This window comes from Pseudomonas putida, from assembly GCF_025905425.1.
GTDB classification, from domain to species: Bacteria; Pseudomonadota; Gammaproteobacteria; order Pseudomonadales; family Pseudomonadaceae; genus Aquipseudomonas; species Aquipseudomonas putida_AF.
This window is the reverse complement of the sequence record NZ_CP109603.1, coordinates 5,429,460-5,448,536: the sequence shown is the minus strand read 5'-3', so window position 1 is coordinate 5,448,536 and position 19,077 is coordinate 5,429,460. Positions and strand designations below refer to the sequence as shown.

The following is a 19,077-nucleotide window of genomic DNA, read 5'->3' as shown; positions in this document are numbered from 1 at the left end:
GCTCAGGGGCGCATTGGGTCGCGCTGCGGCCCAATCGCCGGCAGGATCTGCACATCCGGCAGGTCCATTGCCGCCACCTCATCGTGCAAAAACGCACTCAAGCGCCGCAACCGCTCACCCCCCGGCCGGGTGCGCGGCCACACCAGGTAGTAGTCCATGCCGCTGGGCACTGCGGTCGGCCATGGCAGGCTCAAACGCCCTTGTGCCACATCCTCGGCGACCATCAGCAAGTCACCCATCGATATCCCGTAGCCACGCGCTGCCGCAATCATGCCCAACTCCAGGGTATCGAACACCTGGCCGCCCTTGAGCGATACCTTGTCGCTAAGCCCCATGCGTTCCAGCCATTCCCGCCAGTCGCGCTTGTCCACCGTCGGGTGCAGCAGTTCGATGCACGCCAGCCGGCGTTCGTCCCAGGGTGCTTCATCGAGCAGGTCCGGCGCGCCCACCGGGATCAGCAGTTCAGGAAACAACCGACGCACCTCCCAATGCGCCGGGAACACACCATCGCTGAGCAACACCGCGCAATCGAAGGGCTCCTGGTTGAAATCGACATGGTCAACGTCCATCCAGGCGCTGGTCAGCTGCACTTCGTTACCCGGCTGCAGGTGACGAAAGCGGCTCAGGCGCGCCAGCAACCAGCGCATGGTCAGGGTAGAGGGCGCTTTCATGCGCAGGATGTCATCTTCGCCGCGCAAGGTGTCGCAGGCCCGTTCCAGCGCGGTGAAACCTTCGCGCACACCCGGCAGCAACACCCTCGCCGCTTCGGTCAGTTGCAGGCTGCGGCCGCTGCGCACGAACAGGCGGCAGGCAAAGTGTTGTTCAAGGGTGCGAATATGGCGGCTGACGGCACTCTGGGTAATCGAAAGCTCTTCGCCGGCACGGGTGAACGAGCTTAGTCGCGCAGCAGCTTCGAATGCGCGCAAGGCATACAACGGGGGGAGCTGACGAGACATTGGGCACCTGCCATGCGGGCTGGGGAACGGTTCGATGACAGCATAAACACATGAGTCAAACTCATGCCAATGATCGTTTTTATCCTTTTGTGCAAAGTTGACCAAAGCCCCAGAATCGTTCTCCGCTCACGGAAACAGGAAAAAGGACCCCGCTCATGCATGTAGCGCCCACCACCGAACTCAAGGCCTTGCTGCGCCTGGCCGGGCCGCTGATCGCCTCGCAGTTGGCGCACATGCTGATGGTGCTGACCGACACCCTGATGATGGCCCGTATCAGCCCGCAGGCCTTGGCGGGCGGTGGCCTGGGCGCTGCAACCTACTCGTTCGTGTCGATTTTCTGCCTGGGCGTGATCGCCGCAGTCGGCACGCTGGTGGCCATCCGCAAGGGTGCCAATGACATCGAAGGCGTCACCCGCCTGGCGCAGAGCGGCTTGTGGCTGGCCTGGGGCCTGGCGCTGGTGGCGGCGCTGGTGTTGTGGAACCTGCAACCGGTGTTGTTGATGTTCGGCCAGCAACCCGAGAACGTCGCCTCTGCAGCCGAGTTCCTCACCCTGCTGCCGCTGGCCCTGCCCAGCTACCTGACCTTCATGGCCTTGCGCGGCTTCACCAGCGCCCTGGGCCGCTCGACGCCGGTGATGGTCATCAGCGTGATTGGCACAGTGCTCAACTACCTGCTCAACGTCGCGCTGATCGAAGGCATGTTCGGCCTACCCAAGCTGGGCCTGATGGGTATCGGCCTGGTCACCGCAGTGGTGTCGCTGGGCATGGCCATTGCCCTGGCCCTGTACATTCGCTGGCATTCGGCCTATGCCCCTTACCCGCTGCGCAAGGGCCTGTCACGCCCTTCGCTGCCGGCGTTGCGCGAGCTGTGGCGGTTGGGCCTGCCGATTGGCGGCACGTACATGGTGGAGGTCGGCCTGTTCGCCTTTGCTGCGCTGTGCATGGGCGTGCTCGGCAGTACCGAACTGGCGGCGCACCAGATCGCGCTGCAGATTGTTTCCACGGCATTCATGGTGCCCACCGGGCTGTCCTATGCCGTGACCATGCGCGTGGGCTTGTACTACGGCGGCGGCAACCTGCTCGCCGCCCGCAGCGCAGGCCGGGTGGGGATCGGTTTCGGGGGGATGATCATGTTCGCCTTCGCGGCGCTGTTCTGGCTGTTGCCGGATGCGCTGGTGGGTCTGTTCATCGACCGCAACGACCCCGCGTTCGCGGCCATCTATCTGTTGGCCGTACAGCTGGTGATGGTGGCAGCGTGGTTCGAATTGTTCGACGGCATGCAAACCATCGCCATGGGTTCGATCCGCGGGTTGAAGGATGCCAAGACCACCTTCCTGATCGGGCTTTGCTGTTATTGGTTGGTGGGCGCACCCAGCGCCTGGCTGTTCGCCTTCACCCTGGGTGGCGGTGCGGTCGGGATCTGGTGGGGGCTGGCGTTGGGGCTGGCCTGTGCGGCAGTGGCACTGACCTTTGGCTTTGAATGGCGGATGAAGCGGCTTCTGGGCAAGGCGGGGCTGGCTGGCAAAAAGGCGGTGTCGGCCTGACGGCCGGGGGGGCGCTTTGCGCCCCTGCAGTGTTACAAGCTAACCAGGTGCGGCCTGTCACTTTCCTGCAAAAACGTCATCAGTTCCCCCACCGGTAGCGGCTTGCTGACCAAAAAACCCTGTACCTGGTCACAGCCGAACTCACGCAGCAGGGCCATCTGTGCCTCGTTCTCCACGCCCTCGGCGACCACTTCGAGGTTGAGGTTGTGCGCCAGGTTGATCATGGCGTGCACCAGCTTGCGGTTCTCTTCGCGCATTTCCATCTCGGCGACAAAGCTGCGATCAACCTTGAGCAAGGCAATCGGCAGGCTGTTCAGGTGCACGAACGACGAGAACCCGGTACCAAAGTCATCGAGGGAAAAACGCACGCCCAGGCGCCCCAGGGCATCCATGGTCTGGCGCACCAGCTCGTTGCGGCGCATGACCGCCGTCTCGGTCAGCTCGAACTCCAACCAGCGGGCATCGACACCGTGCTCGATGATCAACCGGCTCAGGGTCGTCAGTAGCTGGCTGTCCTGAAACTGGCGAAAGCTAAGGTTCACCGCCATGTGCAGCGGCGCGAAGCCTTGTTCGCACAGCGCCTGCATGTCGCGCAGCGCGCGCGATATCACCCAGTAGCCCAGCGGCACGATCAACCCGCTCTGCTCGGCCAGCGGCACGAACTCGCTCGGTGGCAACAGGCCGCGCTCGGCATGGCGCCAGCGCACCAGCGCCTCAAGGCCCACGATGCGCCCGTCGGCCAGGTTCAGCCGTGGCTGGTAGTGAAGCTCCAGCTCGTCACGGCGTAGCGCCCGGCGCAGCTCGCTTTCCAGGTCGGCGAGGCTGCGTGCGTTGCGGTTGATCCGTTCATTGAACACATGAAAGGTACAGCCCTGGCTGCCCTTGGCCTGGCGCATGGCGATGTGCGCATGCCACATCAGCGGGTCAGCGCCGCTCTGCGCGCGGGCATGCGCCAGGCCCAGGCTGCAGCCGAGCAGCAGGCTTTCGCCGTCGATCCAGTAGGGTTCGGCCAAGGCCTCGATAATGCGTTCGGCCATCCACTCGGCACGGTTTGGGTCACGGCGGGTATCGATCAGCAGGGCAAACTCGTCACTGCCCAGGCGCGCCAGCTGGTCACCGGCTTCCAACTGCTGCTTGAGCCGAGCCACCACCTGCAGGATAAGGCGGTCGCCACTCTGGTGGCCGAGGGCATCGTTGACGTGGCGGAAGTTGTCCAGGTCCAGGTGGCCGAGGGCCAGGCCACGGCCGTCACTTTCGGCCAGACGCGCCGTCAGCAAGGCCTGAAAACCCTGGCGGTTGGCAATGCCGGTCAGCGGGTCCTGCTCGGCCAGGCGCTGCAAGGTGGCGACCAGCACGCCGCGCTCGCGCACATGGCGCAATGACCGGCGCAAGGCATCGACATTCAGATGGTCGCGCACCAGCCAGTCGCTGACCCCGCTGGGCGCGACCTCTGGCTCGTGGTCGAGCAGCAAGATGGTGGGCAACTCGCAGCGCCCAGGGGCCGGCTGCAAGGCCGGGGTGGCCAGGATCACGGCCTGACGCTCATGGCTGAACAGGCTGTCGACCGACTCCCAGTCAGGTGCGGTCAGCAGCACTGCGCTGCCGCCCAGTGCCTGCACGCACTCACGCAACAGCACCGCCCATTGCGGCTCATCAGCCAACAGCAGCAAACGCAAAGGTTCGACAGGCGTGGACAAGCGGGCTCCTTAGGGCTTGGGCGGGGTACAACGGCAGAAGCAAAGTATGCCACTGCATGAATGGAAATGATTTACGTTTTTATACAGGTAGGCAACGACGTATTCCGTCGTGCATCCTGCGCGAAACCAAGCAAAGCGGCAAATACGATTTTTTAAGGGAATAGCATGAGCCTGACTAATGCTTATGCGCAGACAAAAGTCTGACTCAGACGTCAGACGGTCGCGCCACAACCGGCCCATGCCTGTTAGAATGCGCGGCTATTTTCTGGCGACCCCCGGTTTCTAGCATGTCCCGACTCAATCCCAGGCAACAGGAAGCCCGTGACTACGTCGGCGGCCCTCTTTTGGTGCTCGCCGGTGCAGGTTCCGGCAAGACCAGCGTCATTACCCGCAAGATTGCCCACCTGATCCAGAACTGCGGCATCCGTGCCCAGTACATCGTGGCGATGACCTTCACCAACAAGGCCGCGCGCGAGATGAAGGAGCGGGTCGCCACCCTGCTGCGACCGGGGGAAGGCCGTGGCCTGACGGTATGCACCTTCCACAACCTGGGTTTGAACATCATCCGCAAGGAGCACGACAAGCTGGGCTACAAGCCAGGCTTCTCGATCTTCGACGAGTCCGACATCAAGGCGTTGCTGTCGGACATCATGCAGAAAGAGTATTCCGGCGACGACGGCATCGACGAGATCAAGAACATGATCGGTGCCTGGAAGAACGACCTGATCCTCCCTCCCGAGGCGCTGGAAAAGGCCCGCAACCCGCGCGAGCAGACCGCCGCCATTGTCTATACCCACTACCAGCGCACGCTCAAGGCGTTCAACGCAGTGGACTTCGACGACCTGATCTTGCAGCCGGTCAAGCTGTTCCAGGAGCACCCCGAGGTGCTGGAGCGCTGGCAGAACCGCGTGCGCTACCTGCTGGTGGACGAGTACCAGGACACCAACGCCAGCCAGTACCTGCTGGTGAAGATGCTGATCGGCATGCGCAACCAATTCACCGTGGTGGGCGACGACGACCAGTCGATCTACGCCTGGCGTGGCGCGCGCCCCGAGAACCTGATGCTGCTCAAGGAGGATTACCCCTCCCTGAAAATCGTCATGCTGGAGCAGAACTACCGCTCCACCAGCCGCATCCTGCGCTGCGCCAACGTGCTGATCGCCAACAACCCGCACGCGTTCGAAAAGCAGTTGTGGAGCGAGATGGGCGTGGGCGACGAGATCCGTGTGATTCGCTGCAAGAACGAGGAAGCCGAGGCCGAACGCGTGGCCATGGAAATCCTCACCCTGCACCTGCGCACCAACCGCCCGTACAGCGACTTTGCCATCCTCTACCGTGGCAACTACCAGGCCAAGCTGATCGAACTGAAGCTTCAGCACCACCAGGTGCCGTACCGCCTTTCGGGCGGCAACAGCTTCTTCGGCCGCCAGGAGGTCAAGGACCTCATGGCCTACCTGCGCCTGCTGGTGAACCCGGACGACGACAACGCCTACCTGCGAGTCATCAACGTGCCGCGCCGGGAAATCGGTTCCACGACCCTGGAAAAGCTCGGCAACTACTCGACCGAACGCGGTATCTCGATGTACGCCGCCAGTGAAGAACTGGGCCTGGGCGAGCACCTGGACGCCCGTTACACCGAGCGCCTGCAGCGCTTCAAACACTGGCTGGACGGGGTGCGCCACAAGGTGGCGCTGGATGACCCAATCGCCGCGCTGCACGAGATGATCCGCGACATCGACTACGAGAACTGGATCCGCCAGCAAACCGCCAGCGACAAGGCCGCGGAGTTTCGCATCAGCAACGTCTGGTTCCTGGTCGAAGCGCTGAAAAACACCCTCGAGAAGGACGAAGAGGGTGACATGACCATCGAAGACGCCATCGGCAAGTTGGTGCTGCGCGACATGCTCGAACGCCAGCAGGAAGAGGAAGAAAACGCCGAAGGTGTGCAGATGATGACCCTGCATGCCTCCAAGGGCCTGGAATTCCCTTACGTGTTCATCATGGGCATGGAAGAAGAGATCCTTCCGCACCGCTCCAGCATCGAAGCCGACACCATCGAAGAAGAACGCCGCCTGGCCTACGTGGGCATTACCCGCGCACGCCAGACCCTGGCCTTCACCTTTGCGGCCAAGCGCAAGCAGTACGGCGAGATCATCGACTGCACTCCGAGCCGGTTCCTCGACGAACTGCCGCCGGACGACCTGGCCTGGGAAGGCCTGGACGATGCGCCAGTCGAAGTCAAAGCCGCGCGTGGCAACAACGCACTGGCCGATATTCGGGCAATGCTCAAACGCTGATCAACCCTTACTCTTTAACCGTTGCCGCTGTTGCGGCCACCTTTGCTACATCGAGGAAAACCACAGTGGAAGCACTGCATCAGAAGATTCGCGAAGAAGGCATCGTGCTTTCCGATCAGGTACTTAAAGTCGACGCGTTTCTCAACCACCAGATCGACCCTGCGCTGATGCAGTTGATCGGTGACGAGTTCGCCCGCCTTTACGCCGATGCCGGCGTGACCAAGATCGTCACCATCGAAGCCTCGGGCATTGCCCCTGCGGTGATGACTGGCCTGAAGCTGGGCGTGCCGGTGATCTTCGCACGCAAGCACCAGTCGCTGACCCTGACCGAAAACCTGCTGACCGCCTCGGTGTATTCCTTCACCAAGCAGACCGAGAACACCGTGGCCATCTCGCCGCGCCATCTCAACAGCAGCGACCGCGTGCTGGTAATCGATGACTTCCTGGCCAACGGCAAGGCGTCGCAGGCACTGATCTCGATCATCAAGCAGGCCGGCGCCACTGTGGCTGGCCTGGGTATCGTCATCGAGAAGTCGTTCCAGGGCGGCCGTGCCGAGCTGGACAGCCAGGGCTACCGCGTTGAATCGCTGGCTCGGGTGAAATCGCTGGAAGGTGGTGTGGTCAGCTTCATCGAGTAAGCCTGTACCGGCCCCATCGCCGGCAAGCCAGCTCCCACAGGTACTGCACAAGGCTCGGCCTCGTGAAGTTCCTGTGGGAGCTGGCTTGCCGGCGATGGGCTGCAAAGCAGCCCCGGCTATCTTCAGGACGCCGCCAACCCTGCCAGCAAAAGCCGCTGATACAACTCTTCCTTCAATCCCTGCGGAGCGTCCAGCCCCATCCGCTTCAGGTGCCCCTCATAGCCCTCCGGCCCCGGCGCATCCAGCGCGGCCTTGCCCAGCTCCAGCACCTCGCTCAACTTGAACTTGCTCTTCAACCAGTTCAGCGCCCGCAGCAAATCCCGCTCCTCTGCCGTGAAATCAGTCCCCAGCGGATACTCCGGAAACAACCCTGCATGCCGTGCCCGGATGGCCTCAAGGCGCTCCGGCGTGTTGCCTGTAAAGCGTGCATCCAGCTCGAAATCCTTGGCCAGCTTGCCGGCCTTCTTGGCCTGCTTGATCAGCTCGCCCTGGAACCTGGCATCACTGACCGCCAGCAATCGCGCAATCACTTCGCTGTCGGTCTGCCCGCGCAAGTCGGCGATGCCGTACTCGGTCACCACGATATCGCGCAGGTGCCGGGGAATGGTGCAGTGCCCATAGGTCCAGAACAGGTTTGAGGTCACCTCCCCACCTGCCTCGCGCCAGCTGCGCAATAGCAGGATAGAGCGCCCGCCTTCCAGCGCATGGCCTTGGGCGACGAAGTTGTACTGCCCGCCCACGCCGCTGAGCACGCGGCCGTCTTCCAGCTGGTCGGCCACCCCGGCGCCGAGCAACGTCATGCCGAACGCCGTGTTGATGAAGCGCGCATCGCGGCGCTGGCGGCGCTTCAGCTCTTCCTGCCCGTACAGCTCGTTGATGAAGCTGATGCGGGTCATGGCAAAACGTGCGCGCTGTTCGAGTGGCATCTCCCTCAACCGCTGATAGAACGCCTGCGGGCCGAGGAAAAAGCCGCCATGCACGACCGGCCCATGGTCCTCGGCCGGGCGTCGCAGCAGGCCCGCTTCGGCCAGCACCAGCAGGCCATTGACGAACATCTCGCTGCAGCCATACAGGCCTTGGGCAAACGTGCCCAGCCCCCCTTCGCGCTCGATCAGGGCCTGCCAAGGGCCGACATCCAGCTCGTCGAGCAAGGCACGGAAACCCGCATTATCACCCTGGCGCGCCAGCAACGCGGCGGCGACTGCATCGCCCATGGCACCGATGCCGATCTGCAGGGTACCGCCGTCGCGTACCAGCGTGCTGGCGTGCAGGCCGATGCAGTGGTCCTGGGTGTTGACTGGCATGTTCGGCGTGGAGAACAGCCGGCGTTGCTCCACCTGGTCGATCAGCAGGTCGAAGGCGTCGATGCTCAGCTCCGAATCGCCCGGCATGTAGGGCAGTTCGGCATGAACCTGCCCGAGCATGAGAATGGTCTCACCGGCCGCACGGCGCTTGGCGATCATCGGCAACAGGTCGAGGGTGATGTCGGGGTTGCAGGCCAGGCTCAGGTGCACGGGCTTTTCTGGCGTGGCAGCCACCAGCTGGGCAATCAGGTTCAAGCCCTTGGCGTTGATGTCGCGGGCGGCATGGCTGTAGTTGCTGCTGATGTAGTCCTGTTGGGCGGCCTCGCTGTGCAGCAGGCTGCCAGGCTGCATGAAGAACTGCTCGACGCGGATGTTCGGTGGCAGCTGGTCGTGGCGCAGGTCGGCGAGGTAGGTGAGCTCTTCGTAGTCAGCGAACACACGTTCGACGAAAGGCTCGAGGAAGCGCCGCTGCAGGCCATCGCCCAAGGGAGGACGGCCAAGGGACAAGGCGGTGTAGATCGTCAGGCGCCGCTCGGGCAGTTCGCGCACTCGGGCGTACAAGGCGTTGACGAAGGCGTTGGGTTTGCCAAGGCCCAGTGGCAGGCCCATGTGGATATGGGCCGGCAGGCGCGACAGGACTTGCTCGACGGCCTGATCGATGGCGCAGAGGTGCATCTTGGCCTCCTGAGTCTTCCGTGGGTTCAGGGGTTGGACATGGGGTATGGCGGGTTGGTTGCCTGTGCGGGCCCCTTCGCGGGCAAGCCCGCTCCCACAGGTACAGCGCAGCATTCAAAGACTGTGAGGTCCGTGTGGGAGCGGGCTTGCCCGCGAAGAGGCCGGTACAGGCAGCACAAATACAAAGCCCGCCATCAACGGCGGGCCTCGTGCGATTCAGCTGTGTCTTACAGCCCGGACATTTTCTTGATCGCCCCTTTCAGGTCGTCATCCGAGCAGTCCGCGCAGGTGCCTTTGGGCGGCATGGCGTTGATGCCGGTAATGGCCTTGGCCAGGATGCCATCCAGGCCGCCCTGGTGGTCGGCGCGTTCTTTCCACGCGGCGGTGTCGCCCACTTTAGGCGCACCAAGCAGCCCGGTGCCATGGCAGGCATTGCAGTGCTTGGCGATGATCTCATCGGGCGTCTTGGCACCCCCGCCTCCTGCTGCAACAGCCACTTCCATGCCCTTGCACTCCTGGCCCTGGACGCACACCTGGCCAACCGGCTCGAGGCGCTTGGCGATATCGTCATTGGTCGCAGCGGTTGCGCTCATTGCCCAGAGGGCGAATACGGCTGCTGGTACGGCCAGCATCTTCTTGATTTGGTTCACGCGTACACCCTCATGGTGGCTAATCACGCTCGCGGCCACGGGTCGGCGAGCGTTGAAAAGTATAGCGGGAACCCAGAGACCGTGAAACGACCCCACACAGGAAAGGGGTATTGCCGAATCAATGCACTGCGCTGGATCAAAAGTTTGAAGGTGTTGCAGCGCTGATCAGCCGGGCGGGTTCATCGAAGGGGTTGCGAAAGCGGTGCGGGCGGGTGCTTTCGAAGTAGTAGCTGTCGCCTTCCTCAAGGATGAAGATCTCGTTGCCGACCACCAGCTCAAGCCGGCCTTCGAGCAGGATGCCGGTCTCTTCGCCGTCGTGGGTGAGCATCTCGGCGCCAGTGTCGGCACCCGGTGGGTAGACCTCGGTGAGAAACGCGATGGCGCGGTTGGGGTGCGACTTGCCCACCAGCTTCATGGTCACCGCACCGTCCGAGATATCGATCAGCTCGTGGGCCTTGTAGACGACCTGCGTTGGGCTTTCAGCGGCCAATTCGACCGAAAAGAATTCCACCATGGACATCGGAATGCCACTCAACACCTTGCGCAGCGAACTGATCGAAGGGCTGACGCTGTTCTTCTCGATCATCGAGATGGTGCTGTTGGTTACGCCCGCGCGCTTGGCGAGTTCACGTTGTGACAGGCCCTTGAGCTTGCGGATGGCTTGCAGTCGTTCGCCGACGTCCAAAGCTGGAGCCTCCTGAAACGGGTAGAAATGGGGGGTGGATGTGAACGATATCATGGCAATGCCGTTCAGTATTTACAACACACCACCCCTCACGCTGTCCGCTTCAGCGTCTTATTCGTCGCACTTACTCACCGCAGTAGTCCTTCGGCACCCGCTTCAGGTTGCAGAAGATCTGATAGGGAATGGTACCGGCATGCGCAGCCACTTCGCTGGCCAGCACCTGCTTGCCCCACAGCTCCACCGGGCTGCCGACGGTAGCCTCAGGGACATCGGTCAGGTCGATGCAGAGCATGTCCATCGACACCCGGCCAATCAGCTGGGTGCGCTTGCCGGCAACCATCACCGGGGTGCCGTTGGGCGCCTGGCGCGGGTAGCCATCGGCATAGCCCATGGCAACCACACCGACCCGGGTCGGCCGCGGGCTGATGAACTTGGCGCCATAGCCCACCGGCTCGCCGGCCGGCAGTTCGCGCACGCTGATGACCCGCGATTGCAGGGTCATCACCGGTTGCAGGCGTTGCGCCTCGGCCTGGGCCACTTCAAACGGCGTAGCGCCATACAGCATCAGGCCTGGGCGCACCCAGTCGCCGCCGGCCTGCGGCCATGCCAGCACTGCGGGCGAATTGCGCAGGCTGCACTCGGCGGCCAGGCCCTGGCGCGCGGCCTCGAACACCGCGATCTGCTCGGCGGTGGCGTCGGCGTCCAGTTCGTCGGCACGGGCGAAGTGGCTCATCAAGACAATGCGCGCAACCTTGCCAGTGGCCAGCAGGCGCTCATACGCCGCGTGGTAATCCTTGGGGTGCAAGCCGACGCGGTGCATGCCGCTGTCGAGTTTCAGCCAGAGGGTCAGTGGCTTGTGCACGTGGGTCTTTTCGATCGCTTCGAGTTGCCACAGCGAATGCACCACGCACCAGAGGTCGTGCTCGGCCATCAGCGCCAGCTCGCTGGCCTCGAAAAAGCCTTCGAGCAGCAGCACCGGGGCTTTGATGCCTGCGGCGCGCAGTTCCAGCGCTTCTTCGATGCAGGCCACGGCAAAGCCATCGGCTTCGGCCTCCAGCGCCAGGGCGCAACGCACCGCGCCGTGGCCGTAGGCATCGGCCTTGATCACGGCAAGGGCTTTGGCGCCGGTCAGTTCACGGGCGAGGCGGTAGTTGTGGCGCAGGGCCTGGAGGTCGATCAGGGCGCGGGCGGGACGCATAGCGGCATGCCTTATGGTGGTTCAGTTTAAGAACAGTGTTTGCTTCTTCGCGGGGCAAGCCCGCTCCCACAAGGTCAGCACAGCTATCGAACACTGTGCAGTACCTGTGGGAGCGGGCTTGCCCGCGAAGAGGCCGGTACAGGTGAACTTACTGCTGGTGGACCGGCGCGGTCTGGCCTTGCTTGGCCACTTCCCGGCTGTTGCCATACCGGGAAATATCCAGCCCTTCGGCACTGATCTGCGGCTTTTTGCGCGCAATCAGGTCGGCCAGCAGGCGACCGGAGCCGCACGCCATGGTCCAGCCCAAGGTCCCGTGACCGGTGTTGAGGAACAGGTTACGGAACGCAGTGGCACCCACGATCGGCGTACCGTCCGGGGTGGCCGGGCGCAGGCCGGTCCAGAAACTGGCTTGGCTCAGGTCACCGCCGCGAGGATAAAGGTCGTTGACGATCATCTCCAGCGTTTCGCGTCGACGTGGGTTGAGCGACAGGTCAAAACCGGCGATCTCAGCCATGCCGCCAACGCGGATGCGGTTGTCGAAACGGGTGATGGCGACCTTGTAGGTCTCGTCGAGAATGGTCGACGTCGGCGCCATCTCGGCGTTGGTGATCGGCACGGTCAGCGAGTAACCCTTGAGCGGGTAGACCGGCGCCTTGATGCCCAGTGGCTTGAGCATCTGCGGCGAGTAGCTGCCCAGGGCCAGCACGTAGCGGTCGGCGGTTTCCAGCTTGCCGTCGATCCACACGCCATTGATGCGATCGCCGGCAAAGTCCAGGCGCTGGATGTCCTGGCCGAAGCGGAACTCCACGCCCAGCTTCTGCGCCATGTCGGCAAGCTTGGTGGTGAACAGCTGGCAGTCGCCGGTCTGGTCGTTGGGCAGGCGCAGTGCACCGGCGAGAATGTCTTTCACCCCGGCCAGGGCCGGCTCGACGCGGGCAATGCCATCGCGGTCGAGCAGCTCATAGGGCACACCGGACTGCTCAAGCACGGCGATGTCCTTGGCAGCGGCATCGACCTGAGCCTGGGTGCGGAACAACTGGGTAGTGCCCAGGGTGCGGGCTTCGTAAGCGATGCCGGTTTCAGCACGCAGCTCGTCGAGGCAATCGCGGCTGTACTCGGACAGACGCACCATGCGCTCCTTGTTCACCGCATACCGGTTGGCGGTGCAGTTGCGCAGCATCTGTGCCATCCACAGGTACTGGTCGACGTCGCCGGTGAGCTTGATGGCCAGCGGCGCGTGGCGTTCGAGCAGCCACTTGATCGCTTTGAGCGGCACGCCCGGGGCAGCCCAGGGTGAGGCATAGCCGGGCGAGATCTGGCCTGCGTTGGCGAAGCTGGTTTCCATGGCTGCCGCCGGCTGGCGGTCGACCACCGTCACTTCGAAACCTTGCCGGGCCAGATAATAGGCACTGGCGGTTCCGATTACACCGCTACCAAGTACCAGAACTCGCATTGTTGATCCCTCGCACGCGGCGCACCGCAGTCTTTTGTTGAATTGGCATGGATGCGCGCAGTATAAAAATTACAGACCAGTGCAATTCACTATATAAAAGCCTATATTTGGCGAGAATTCTCGGCAATATCGCCTTTCACGGAGGGGCATCCCCTATGAGAACCCAGCACCAGAGCAAGCGTGAACTGGACAAGATCGACCGCAACATACTGCGGATCCTGCAGAATGACGGGCGTATTTCCTTCACCGAACTGGGCGAGAAAGTTGGGCTTTCCACCACCCCGTGCACCGAGCGCGTCCGCCGCCTGGAGCGCGAGGGCATCATCATGGGCTACAACGCCCGGCTCAACCCACAGCACTTGAAGGGCAGCCTGCTGGTGTTCGTCGAAATCAGCCTTGACTACAAGTCTGGCGACACCTTCGAGGAGTTTCGCCGCGCGGTGCTCAAGCTGCCCCATGTGCTGGAGTGCCACCTGGTTTCGGGCGATTTCGACTACCTGGTCAAAGCGCGTATTTCGGAAATGGCCTCGTACCGCAAGCTGCTGGGCGACATCCTGCTGAAGCTGCCGCATGTGCGCGAGTCGAAGAGCTACATCGTCATGGAAGAGGTGAAGGAGAGCCTCTGCCTGCCGATTCCGGACTGAGGCTAGACCAGCACCTGGCGGGTGGTGGCAATGAACTGGTGAACGAGCTGCTCGGCCTCGGGCTCGATCATCTGTTCCGGGCCACGACCGCGCGGGCAGGCCATGCGCGGGGTGGTACCGAACAGACGGCAGATCATCGGCCGCTCTTCATACACCGTGCAACCGTTGGGCCCCAGGTGCACGCAGTCCAGGTGCTCCAGCGCAGCGGCCTGCTCGGCCTCGGACTTGCGCGGCAGGCGGGCCATTTCTTCGGCTGACGTAGTGACCGGGCCGCAGCAGTCGTGGCAGCCGGGCTCGCACTCGAAGGCAGGGATGAGCTCACGCAGGAAGTGGATTTTGTGGCGGTTGCAGGACATGGCGGGGTACAGGGCAAGAATTCAGGTTGGATTATAGGCCTATTCACAGCTGAACCCGCAGCCCTCGCCATGTTGCCCGCCTCCCGGCCCCGGCTTATCCTCGCCCTTTCGTCTCAATGCCAGGACACAACCGATGATCCACAGCGCGCAGCACGCCGCCTCCTACTACGCCGCCAGCAGCGCGCCCCACCCCGACCACGCGTTCCTGCAAGGCGAGCACAGCGCCGACGTGTGCATCGTCGGGGGTGGCTATTCGGGCATTAACACCGCCATCGAACTGGCCGAGCGTGGCCTCTCGGTCATCCTGCTGGAAGCCCGTAAGCTCGGCTGGGGCGCCAGCGGGCGCAACGGTGGGCAACTCATCCGTGGTGTCGGCCATGGCCTGGATCAGTTCCTCCCGGTCATCGGCGAAGAAGGCGTGCGCAGCATGAAGCTGATGGGCCTGGAAGCCGTGGAGATCGTCCGCGAGCGGGTTGAGCGCCACGCCATCGCCTGCGACCTGACCTGGGGCTATTGCGACCTGGCCAATAAACCTGCTGAGCTGCTGGGCTTTGCCGAGGACGCTGAAGAACTGCGCAGCCTGGGCTACGAACATGAGCTGCGCCTGGTCGGCAAAGACGATATCCACAGCGTGGTCGGCGCCGATTGCTATGTGGGCGGCCTGATCGACATGGGCTCTGGCCATCTGCACCCGCTCAACCTGGCCCTTGGCGAGGCGGCCGTAGCCAGCCGCCTTGGCGTGCGCCTGTATGAGCAGTCGGAAGTCACCCGCATCGAGTATGGCCCTGAGGTCAAGGTGCACACCGCTCAGGGCCGGGTCCGCGCCAAGACCCTCGTGCTGTGCTGCAATGCCTACCACAACGACCTCAACCGCGAGCTGGGCGGCAAGGTGCTGCCCGCCGGCAGCTACATCATCGCCACCGAGCCACTGGGTGAAGAACGCGCGCGCTCGCTGTTGCCGCAGAACATGGCCGTGTGCGACCAGCGCGTAGCGCTGGACTACTATCGCCTGTCTGCGGACCACCGGCTGCTGTTCGGCGGTGCTTGCCACTATTCCGGCCGCGACCCGCAAGACATCGCCGCCTACATGCGGCCGAAAATGCTCAAGGTTTTCCCGCACCTGGCCGATGTGCGCATCGAATTCCAGTGGGGCGGCATGATCGGCATCGGTGCCAACCGTCTGCCACAGATTGGGCGTTTGGCCAGCCAGCCGAACGTCTATTACGCCCAGGCGTACTCTGGCCATGGGCTCAACGCTACCCACCTGGCCGGGCGCCTGCTGGGCGAGGCCATCAGCGGCCAGCAGAGCGGGCGCTTCGACCTGTTCGCCAAGGTGCCACACATCACCTTCCCCGGCGGCAAGCACCTGCGCTCGCCGCTGCTGGCATTGGGGATGCTCTGGCACCGACTCAAAGAGCTGACCTAAAAGCTTACACCGCCCTCCTTGTGGGAGCGGCGTCAGTCTTTCCAAAATGGCTTACGCCCTTCTTCACGGGCCTGCTCCCAGCTCAGTCCGACATCGCGCAACTCATCGTCTGTCAGCTGCAGCAGCGCCCTGCGGGTATGCCAGCGATGCACCATCAGCCCCCAACGGTTCAGGCCTGCCGGCGCGTTGAAGACCTTGGCCTGCTGCCCGGTTTCCAGCTCCTTGGCCATCAGTTGCAAGCGCACATCGCTCATGCCACCCATCGCTGCGTTCTCCCATTCAGTTGATACCGTGGAGAAAGCATGCGCGTCGGCAATGGTGACAATACAGATCCACTCACCGCTTATTATTCCCATACAGAATTGGCGAATCGACGGGTGAATGCTGTATTTTCAGCGCAACTGTACTGGTCGCCGCAGGCCGGCGACGCTGGAGTATGCCGTGACGCTTTACCTCAATCTTGCCGAGTTGCTCGGCGCTCGTATCGAACAAGGCCTGTATCGCCCCGGCCAGCGCCTGCCCTCGGTGCGCGCCCTGAGCGTGGAGCACGGCGTCAGCCTGAGCACCGTGCAACAGGCCTACCGCACGCTCGAAGACAGCGGCATGGTCTCGCCCCGGCCAAAATCCGGCTATTTTGTCAGCGAACACCGCCACCTCCCTGCCCTGCCCGCCGTCAGCCGCCCAGCCCAGCGCCCGGTAGACATATCCCAGTGGGAACAGGTGCTGGAACTGGTCCGCAGTACCCCGCGCCAGGATGTGATGCAGCTAGGGCGCGGCATGCCCGACGTCAACAGCCCGACCCTCAAACCGCTGCTGCGCAGCCTCGCCCAGCTAAGCCGGCGCCAGGACATGCCAGGCCTGTACTACGACAACATCCATGGCAACCTCGCCCTGCGTGAACAGATCGCCCGCTTGATGCTGGACTCCGGCTGCCGCCTGGGCCCGGCCGACCTGGTGGTGACCACCGGCTGCCATGAGGCGCTGTCCTGCAGCATCCGCGCCGTGTGCGAGCCGGGCGATATCGTCGCGGTCGATTCCCCAAGCTTTCATGGCGCCATGCAAACCCTCAAGGGCCTGGGCATGAAGGCGCTGGAAATTCCCACCGACCCGGTCACCGGCATCAGCCTCGAAGCGCTTGAGCTGGCCCTGGAGCAGTGGCCGATCAAGCTCATTCAAATCACCCCAAGCTGCAACAACCCGCTGGGCTACATCATGCCCGAGGCGCGCAAGAAGGCTTTGCTGAGCCTGGCCCAGCGCTATGACGTGGCCATACTCGAAGACGATGTGTACGGCGACCTGGCCTACACCTACCCGCGACCGCGCACCCTCAAGTCGTTCGACGACGACGGCCGCGTGTTGCTGTGCAGCTCGTTCTCCAAAACCTTGGCACCCGGCTTGCGCATCGGCTGGGTCGCGCCGGGCCGTTACCTGGAGCGGGTGCTGCACATGAAATACATCAGCACTGGCAGTACCGCCAGCCAACCCCAGCTGGCCATTGCCGACTTCATCAAAGCCGGCCATTACCAGCCCCACGTGCGGCGCATGCGCAGCCAATACCAACGCAGCCGCGACCTGATGAGTGACTGGGTGACCCGTTACTTCCCGCCGGGCACCCGCGTCAGCCGGCCCCAGGGCGGCTTCATGCTGTGGGTGGAACTGCCTGAACATTTCGACACGCTGCGGCTGAACCGCGCTTTACTGGAGCAGGGGGTGCAAGTCGCCGTGGGCAGCATTTTTTCGGCTTCGGGCAAGTTCCGACACTGCCTGCGCATGAACTTCGCCGCCCAGCCTACGCCGGCAATCGAGGCAGCCGTGCGCAACGTGGGTGAAACCGCCCTTCGTCTACTGGATCAGGACGAAGCCTGCGCGTAACTTTGCGCCGCCCCCCACGGTCCAACTCCATAGGCCTTTGCTGTACAGGACACGCTTACCTTGAGATTGCAGCGAGCTCTGCCGCTTCTGCTGACGCTACTGCTCGGCCTCGCAGGCTGTGCCAGCGTCGGCACTCCCCGAGAAGTCAGCCAGGCACTGCCGGCCAACGACTCCGCCTTCGGCCGCTCGGTGCTGCGCCAGGCAGCGCCCTACGAGGGCCGCTCGGGCTTTCGCCTGTTACCCAACAGCAACGAGGCATTTCGCGCCCGGGCCGAGCTGATCCGCAACGCCCAGGCCAGCATCGACCTGCAGTACTACATCGTCCACGACGGCCTCAGCACCCGCGCGCTGGTCCATGAGCTGTTGCGCGCCGCCGACCGTGGCGTGCGCGTGCGCATCCTGCTCGACGACACCACCAGCGATGGCCTGGACACCATCATGGGCACCCTCGATGCCCACCCGAACATCCACATCCGCGTCTTCAACCCACTGCACCTGGGCCGCAGTACCGGCGTGACGCGCGCGGTGGGCCGCCTGTTCAACCTGTCGCGCCAGCACCGGCGCATGCACAACAAGCTGTTTCTGGTGGACAACAGCATGGCCATCGTCGGCGGGCGCAACCTGGGCGACGAATACTTCGACGCGGAGCCCAACCTCAACTTCACCGACATCGACCTGCTGGGCGTGGGCCCGGTGGCCGAACAACTGGGTCACAGTTTCGACCAGTACTGGAACAGCGCCCTGAGCCGGCCCATCGGCGACTTCCTCTGGCGCCTGCCGGATGCCGCTGACCTGCGCGCCAGCCGCCATCGCCTGGAGGTGTCCCTGGCCGAGGCGCGGACGCGGCGCAAGGCCTTGTATGACCGCTTGATGGCCTATCAGTCTCAGCCGCGCCTGGATGTCTGGCGCAACGAGCTGATCTGGGCGCACAGCCAGGCCCTGTGGGATGCGCCGAGCAAAGTCCTGGCCCATGACGAGCCGGACCCTCAACTGCTGCTGACCCAGCAATTGGCCCCTGACCTGAACAACGTGCACCACGAACTGATCCTGGTGTCGGCGTACTTCGTGCCCGGCGAATCCGGCCTTGTGTACTTGACCCACAGCGCCGATGCCGGCATCTCGGTCAAACTGTTGACCAACTCGCTGGAGGCCACCGACGTGCCCGCGGTGCACGGCGGCTATGCGCCGTATCGACGGGCGCTGCTCGAACATGGCGTGCAACTGTTCGAGCTGCGCCGCCAGCCTGGCGCCCCCAGTGCCCGGCATGGGCTGAGCTTCCACGGCAGTTCGGATTCAAGCCTGCACAGCAAGGCGATCGTGTTCGACCGGCGCAAGACGTTCATTGGCTCGTTCAACTTCGACCCGCGTTCGGTGCTGTGGAATACCGAAGTCGGGGTACTAGTGGATAGCCCGGAACTGGCTGAATACACGCGCGATCTGGCGGTCCAGGGCATGGCGCCGGCGCTGAGTTACCAGCCGAAACTGGTGGGCGACAAGCTGGTGTGGGTGACCGAGGATGATGGCAAGCGGCGGATGCTGACGTCCGAGCCTGGCGGCATGTGGCGGCGGTTCAATGCCTGGGTCAGCAAAGCGGTCGGGCTGGAAAAGATGCTGTGATCTCTAGGGGCCGGCGCTGAGCGCTGTACCTGTAGGAGCGGCCTTGCGTCGCGAAAGGGCCGCAA

General features: G+C 63.5%; 16 protein-coding genes. 7 read left to right on the top strand and 9 right to left on the bottom strand.

What is annotated here, in order from left to right; all coding sequences use genetic code 11:
- Positions 1-2: 2 nt before the first annotated feature.
- A complete protein-coding gene (locus tag OGV19_RS24570) occupies positions 3-956 on the bottom strand; it encodes a LysR substrate-binding domain-containing protein (protein ID WP_264311036.1) in 954 nt (317 codons plus the stop codon).
- 155 nt (positions 957-1,111) lie between these two features.
- Here OGV19_RS24570 and OGV19_RS24565 point away from each other — a divergent pair, with 155 nt between their 5' ends.
- The gene (locus OGV19_RS24565) at positions 1,112-2,500 is read left to right on the top strand and encodes a NorM family multidrug efflux MATE transporter (RefSeq protein ID WP_264311035.1); all 1,389 of its coding nucleotides are present in this window, start codon (positions 1,112-1,114) and stop codon (positions 2,498-2,500) included.
- 32 nt (positions 2,501-2,532) lie between these two features.
- On the opposite strand, the gene OGV19_RS24560 is transcribed toward OGV19_RS24565, so the two are convergent.
- Complete coding sequence (locus OGV19_RS24560; protein ID WP_264311034.1) at positions 2,533-4,197, bottom strand: putative bifunctional diguanylate cyclase/phosphodiesterase; 1,665 nt, start codon at positions 4,195-4,197, stop codon at positions 2,533-2,535.
- Positions 4,198-4,484: 287 nt separating this feature from the next.
- Between OGV19_RS24560 and rep the strand changes: the two genes are divergently transcribed.
- The gene (rep, locus tag OGV19_RS24555) at positions 4,485-6,494 is read left to right on the top strand and encodes a DNA helicase Rep (RefSeq protein WP_099430788.1); all 2,010 of its coding nucleotides are present in this window, start codon (positions 4,485-4,487) and stop codon (positions 6,492-6,494) included.
- A 65-nt stretch (positions 6,495-6,559) separates the two neighbouring features.
- Positions 6,560-7,132 (top strand): xanthine phosphoribosyltransferase, encoded by a 573-nt coding sequence (locus tag OGV19_RS24550; protein ID WP_264311033.1) that lies wholly within the window; start codon positions 6,560-6,562, stop codon positions 7,130-7,132.
- A 122-nt stretch (positions 7,133-7,254) separates the two neighbouring features.
- Here the strand turns inward: OGV19_RS24550 and OGV19_RS24545 are convergent, their stop codons facing one another.
- From OGV19_RS24545 to dadA, 5 genes are all read right to left on the bottom strand, one after another.
- Positions 7,255-9,111, bottom strand: coding sequence for an acetyl-CoA hydrolase/transferase C-terminal domain-containing protein (locus tag OGV19_RS24545; RefSeq protein ID WP_264311032.1), 1,857 nt, complete (start codon positions 9,109-9,111; stop codon positions 7,255-7,257).
- 227 nt (positions 9,112-9,338) lie between these two features.
- The gene (locus tag OGV19_RS24540) at positions 9,339-9,743 is read right to left on the bottom strand and encodes a c-type cytochrome (protein WP_033692624.1); all 405 of its coding nucleotides are present in this window, start codon (positions 9,741-9,743) and stop codon (positions 9,339-9,341) included.
- Positions 9,744-9,897: 154 nt separating this feature from the next.
- Positions 9,898-10,446, bottom strand: a complete 549-nt coding sequence (locus tag OGV19_RS24535; RefSeq protein WP_264311031.1) for a type II toxin-antitoxin system RelB family anti-toxin — start codon at positions 10,444-10,446, stop codon at positions 9,898-9,900.
- A gap of 124 nt (positions 10,447-10,570) precedes the next feature.
- Entirely contained in the window at positions 10,571-11,644 is a 1,074-nt protein-coding gene (alr, locus tag OGV19_RS24530; protein WP_264311030.1) for an alanine racemase, read from the bottom strand.
- 148 nt (positions 11,645-11,792) lie between these two features.
- Positions 11,793-13,097, bottom strand: a complete 1,305-nt coding sequence (gene dadA, locus OGV19_RS24525; RefSeq protein ID WP_264311029.1) for a D-amino acid dehydrogenase — start codon at positions 13,095-13,097, stop codon at positions 11,793-11,795.
- 155 nt (positions 13,098-13,252) lie between these two features.
- On the opposite strand from dadA, the gene dadR reads away from it, so the two are divergent.
- Positions 13,253-13,741, top strand: coding sequence for a transcriptional regulator DadR (dadR, locus tag OGV19_RS24520; protein WP_003258963.1), 489 nt, complete (start codon positions 13,253-13,255; stop codon positions 13,739-13,741).
- A 2-nt stretch (positions 13,742-13,743) separates the two neighbouring features.
- On the opposite strand, the gene OGV19_RS24515 is transcribed toward dadR, so the two are convergent.
- Complete coding sequence (locus tag OGV19_RS24515) at positions 13,744-14,097, bottom strand: YkgJ family cysteine cluster protein (RefSeq protein ID WP_264311028.1); 354 nt, start codon at positions 14,095-14,097, stop codon at positions 13,744-13,746.
- Positions 14,098-14,230: 133 nt separating this feature from the next.
- On the opposite strand from OGV19_RS24515, the gene OGV19_RS24510 reads away from it, so the two are divergent.
- Positions 14,231-15,523 (top strand): NAD(P)/FAD-dependent oxidoreductase, encoded by a 1,293-nt coding sequence (locus OGV19_RS24510; protein WP_264311027.1) that lies wholly within the window; start codon positions 14,231-14,233, stop codon positions 15,521-15,523.
- 32 nt (positions 15,524-15,555) lie between these two features.
- Here OGV19_RS24510 and OGV19_RS24505 read toward each other — a convergent pair whose 3' ends face one another.
- Positions 15,556-15,786, bottom strand: coding sequence for a DUF1127 domain-containing protein (locus OGV19_RS24505; protein WP_264311026.1), 231 nt, complete (start codon positions 15,784-15,786; stop codon positions 15,556-15,558).
- A 178-nt stretch (positions 15,787-15,964) separates the two neighbouring features.
- Here OGV19_RS24505 and OGV19_RS24500 point away from each other — a divergent pair, with 178 nt between their 5' ends.
- Complete coding sequence (locus OGV19_RS24500; protein ID WP_264311025.1) at positions 15,965-17,395, top strand: aminotransferase-like domain-containing protein; 1,431 nt, start codon at positions 15,965-15,967, stop codon at positions 17,393-17,395.
- A 60-nt stretch (positions 17,396-17,455) separates the two neighbouring features.
- On the top strand, positions 17,456-19,012 hold the full coding sequence (locus OGV19_RS24495; RefSeq protein WP_264311024.1) for a phospholipase D family protein: 1,557 nt from the start codon (positions 17,456-17,458) through the stop codon (positions 19,010-19,012).
- Positions 19,013-19,077 lie beyond the last annotated feature (65 nt).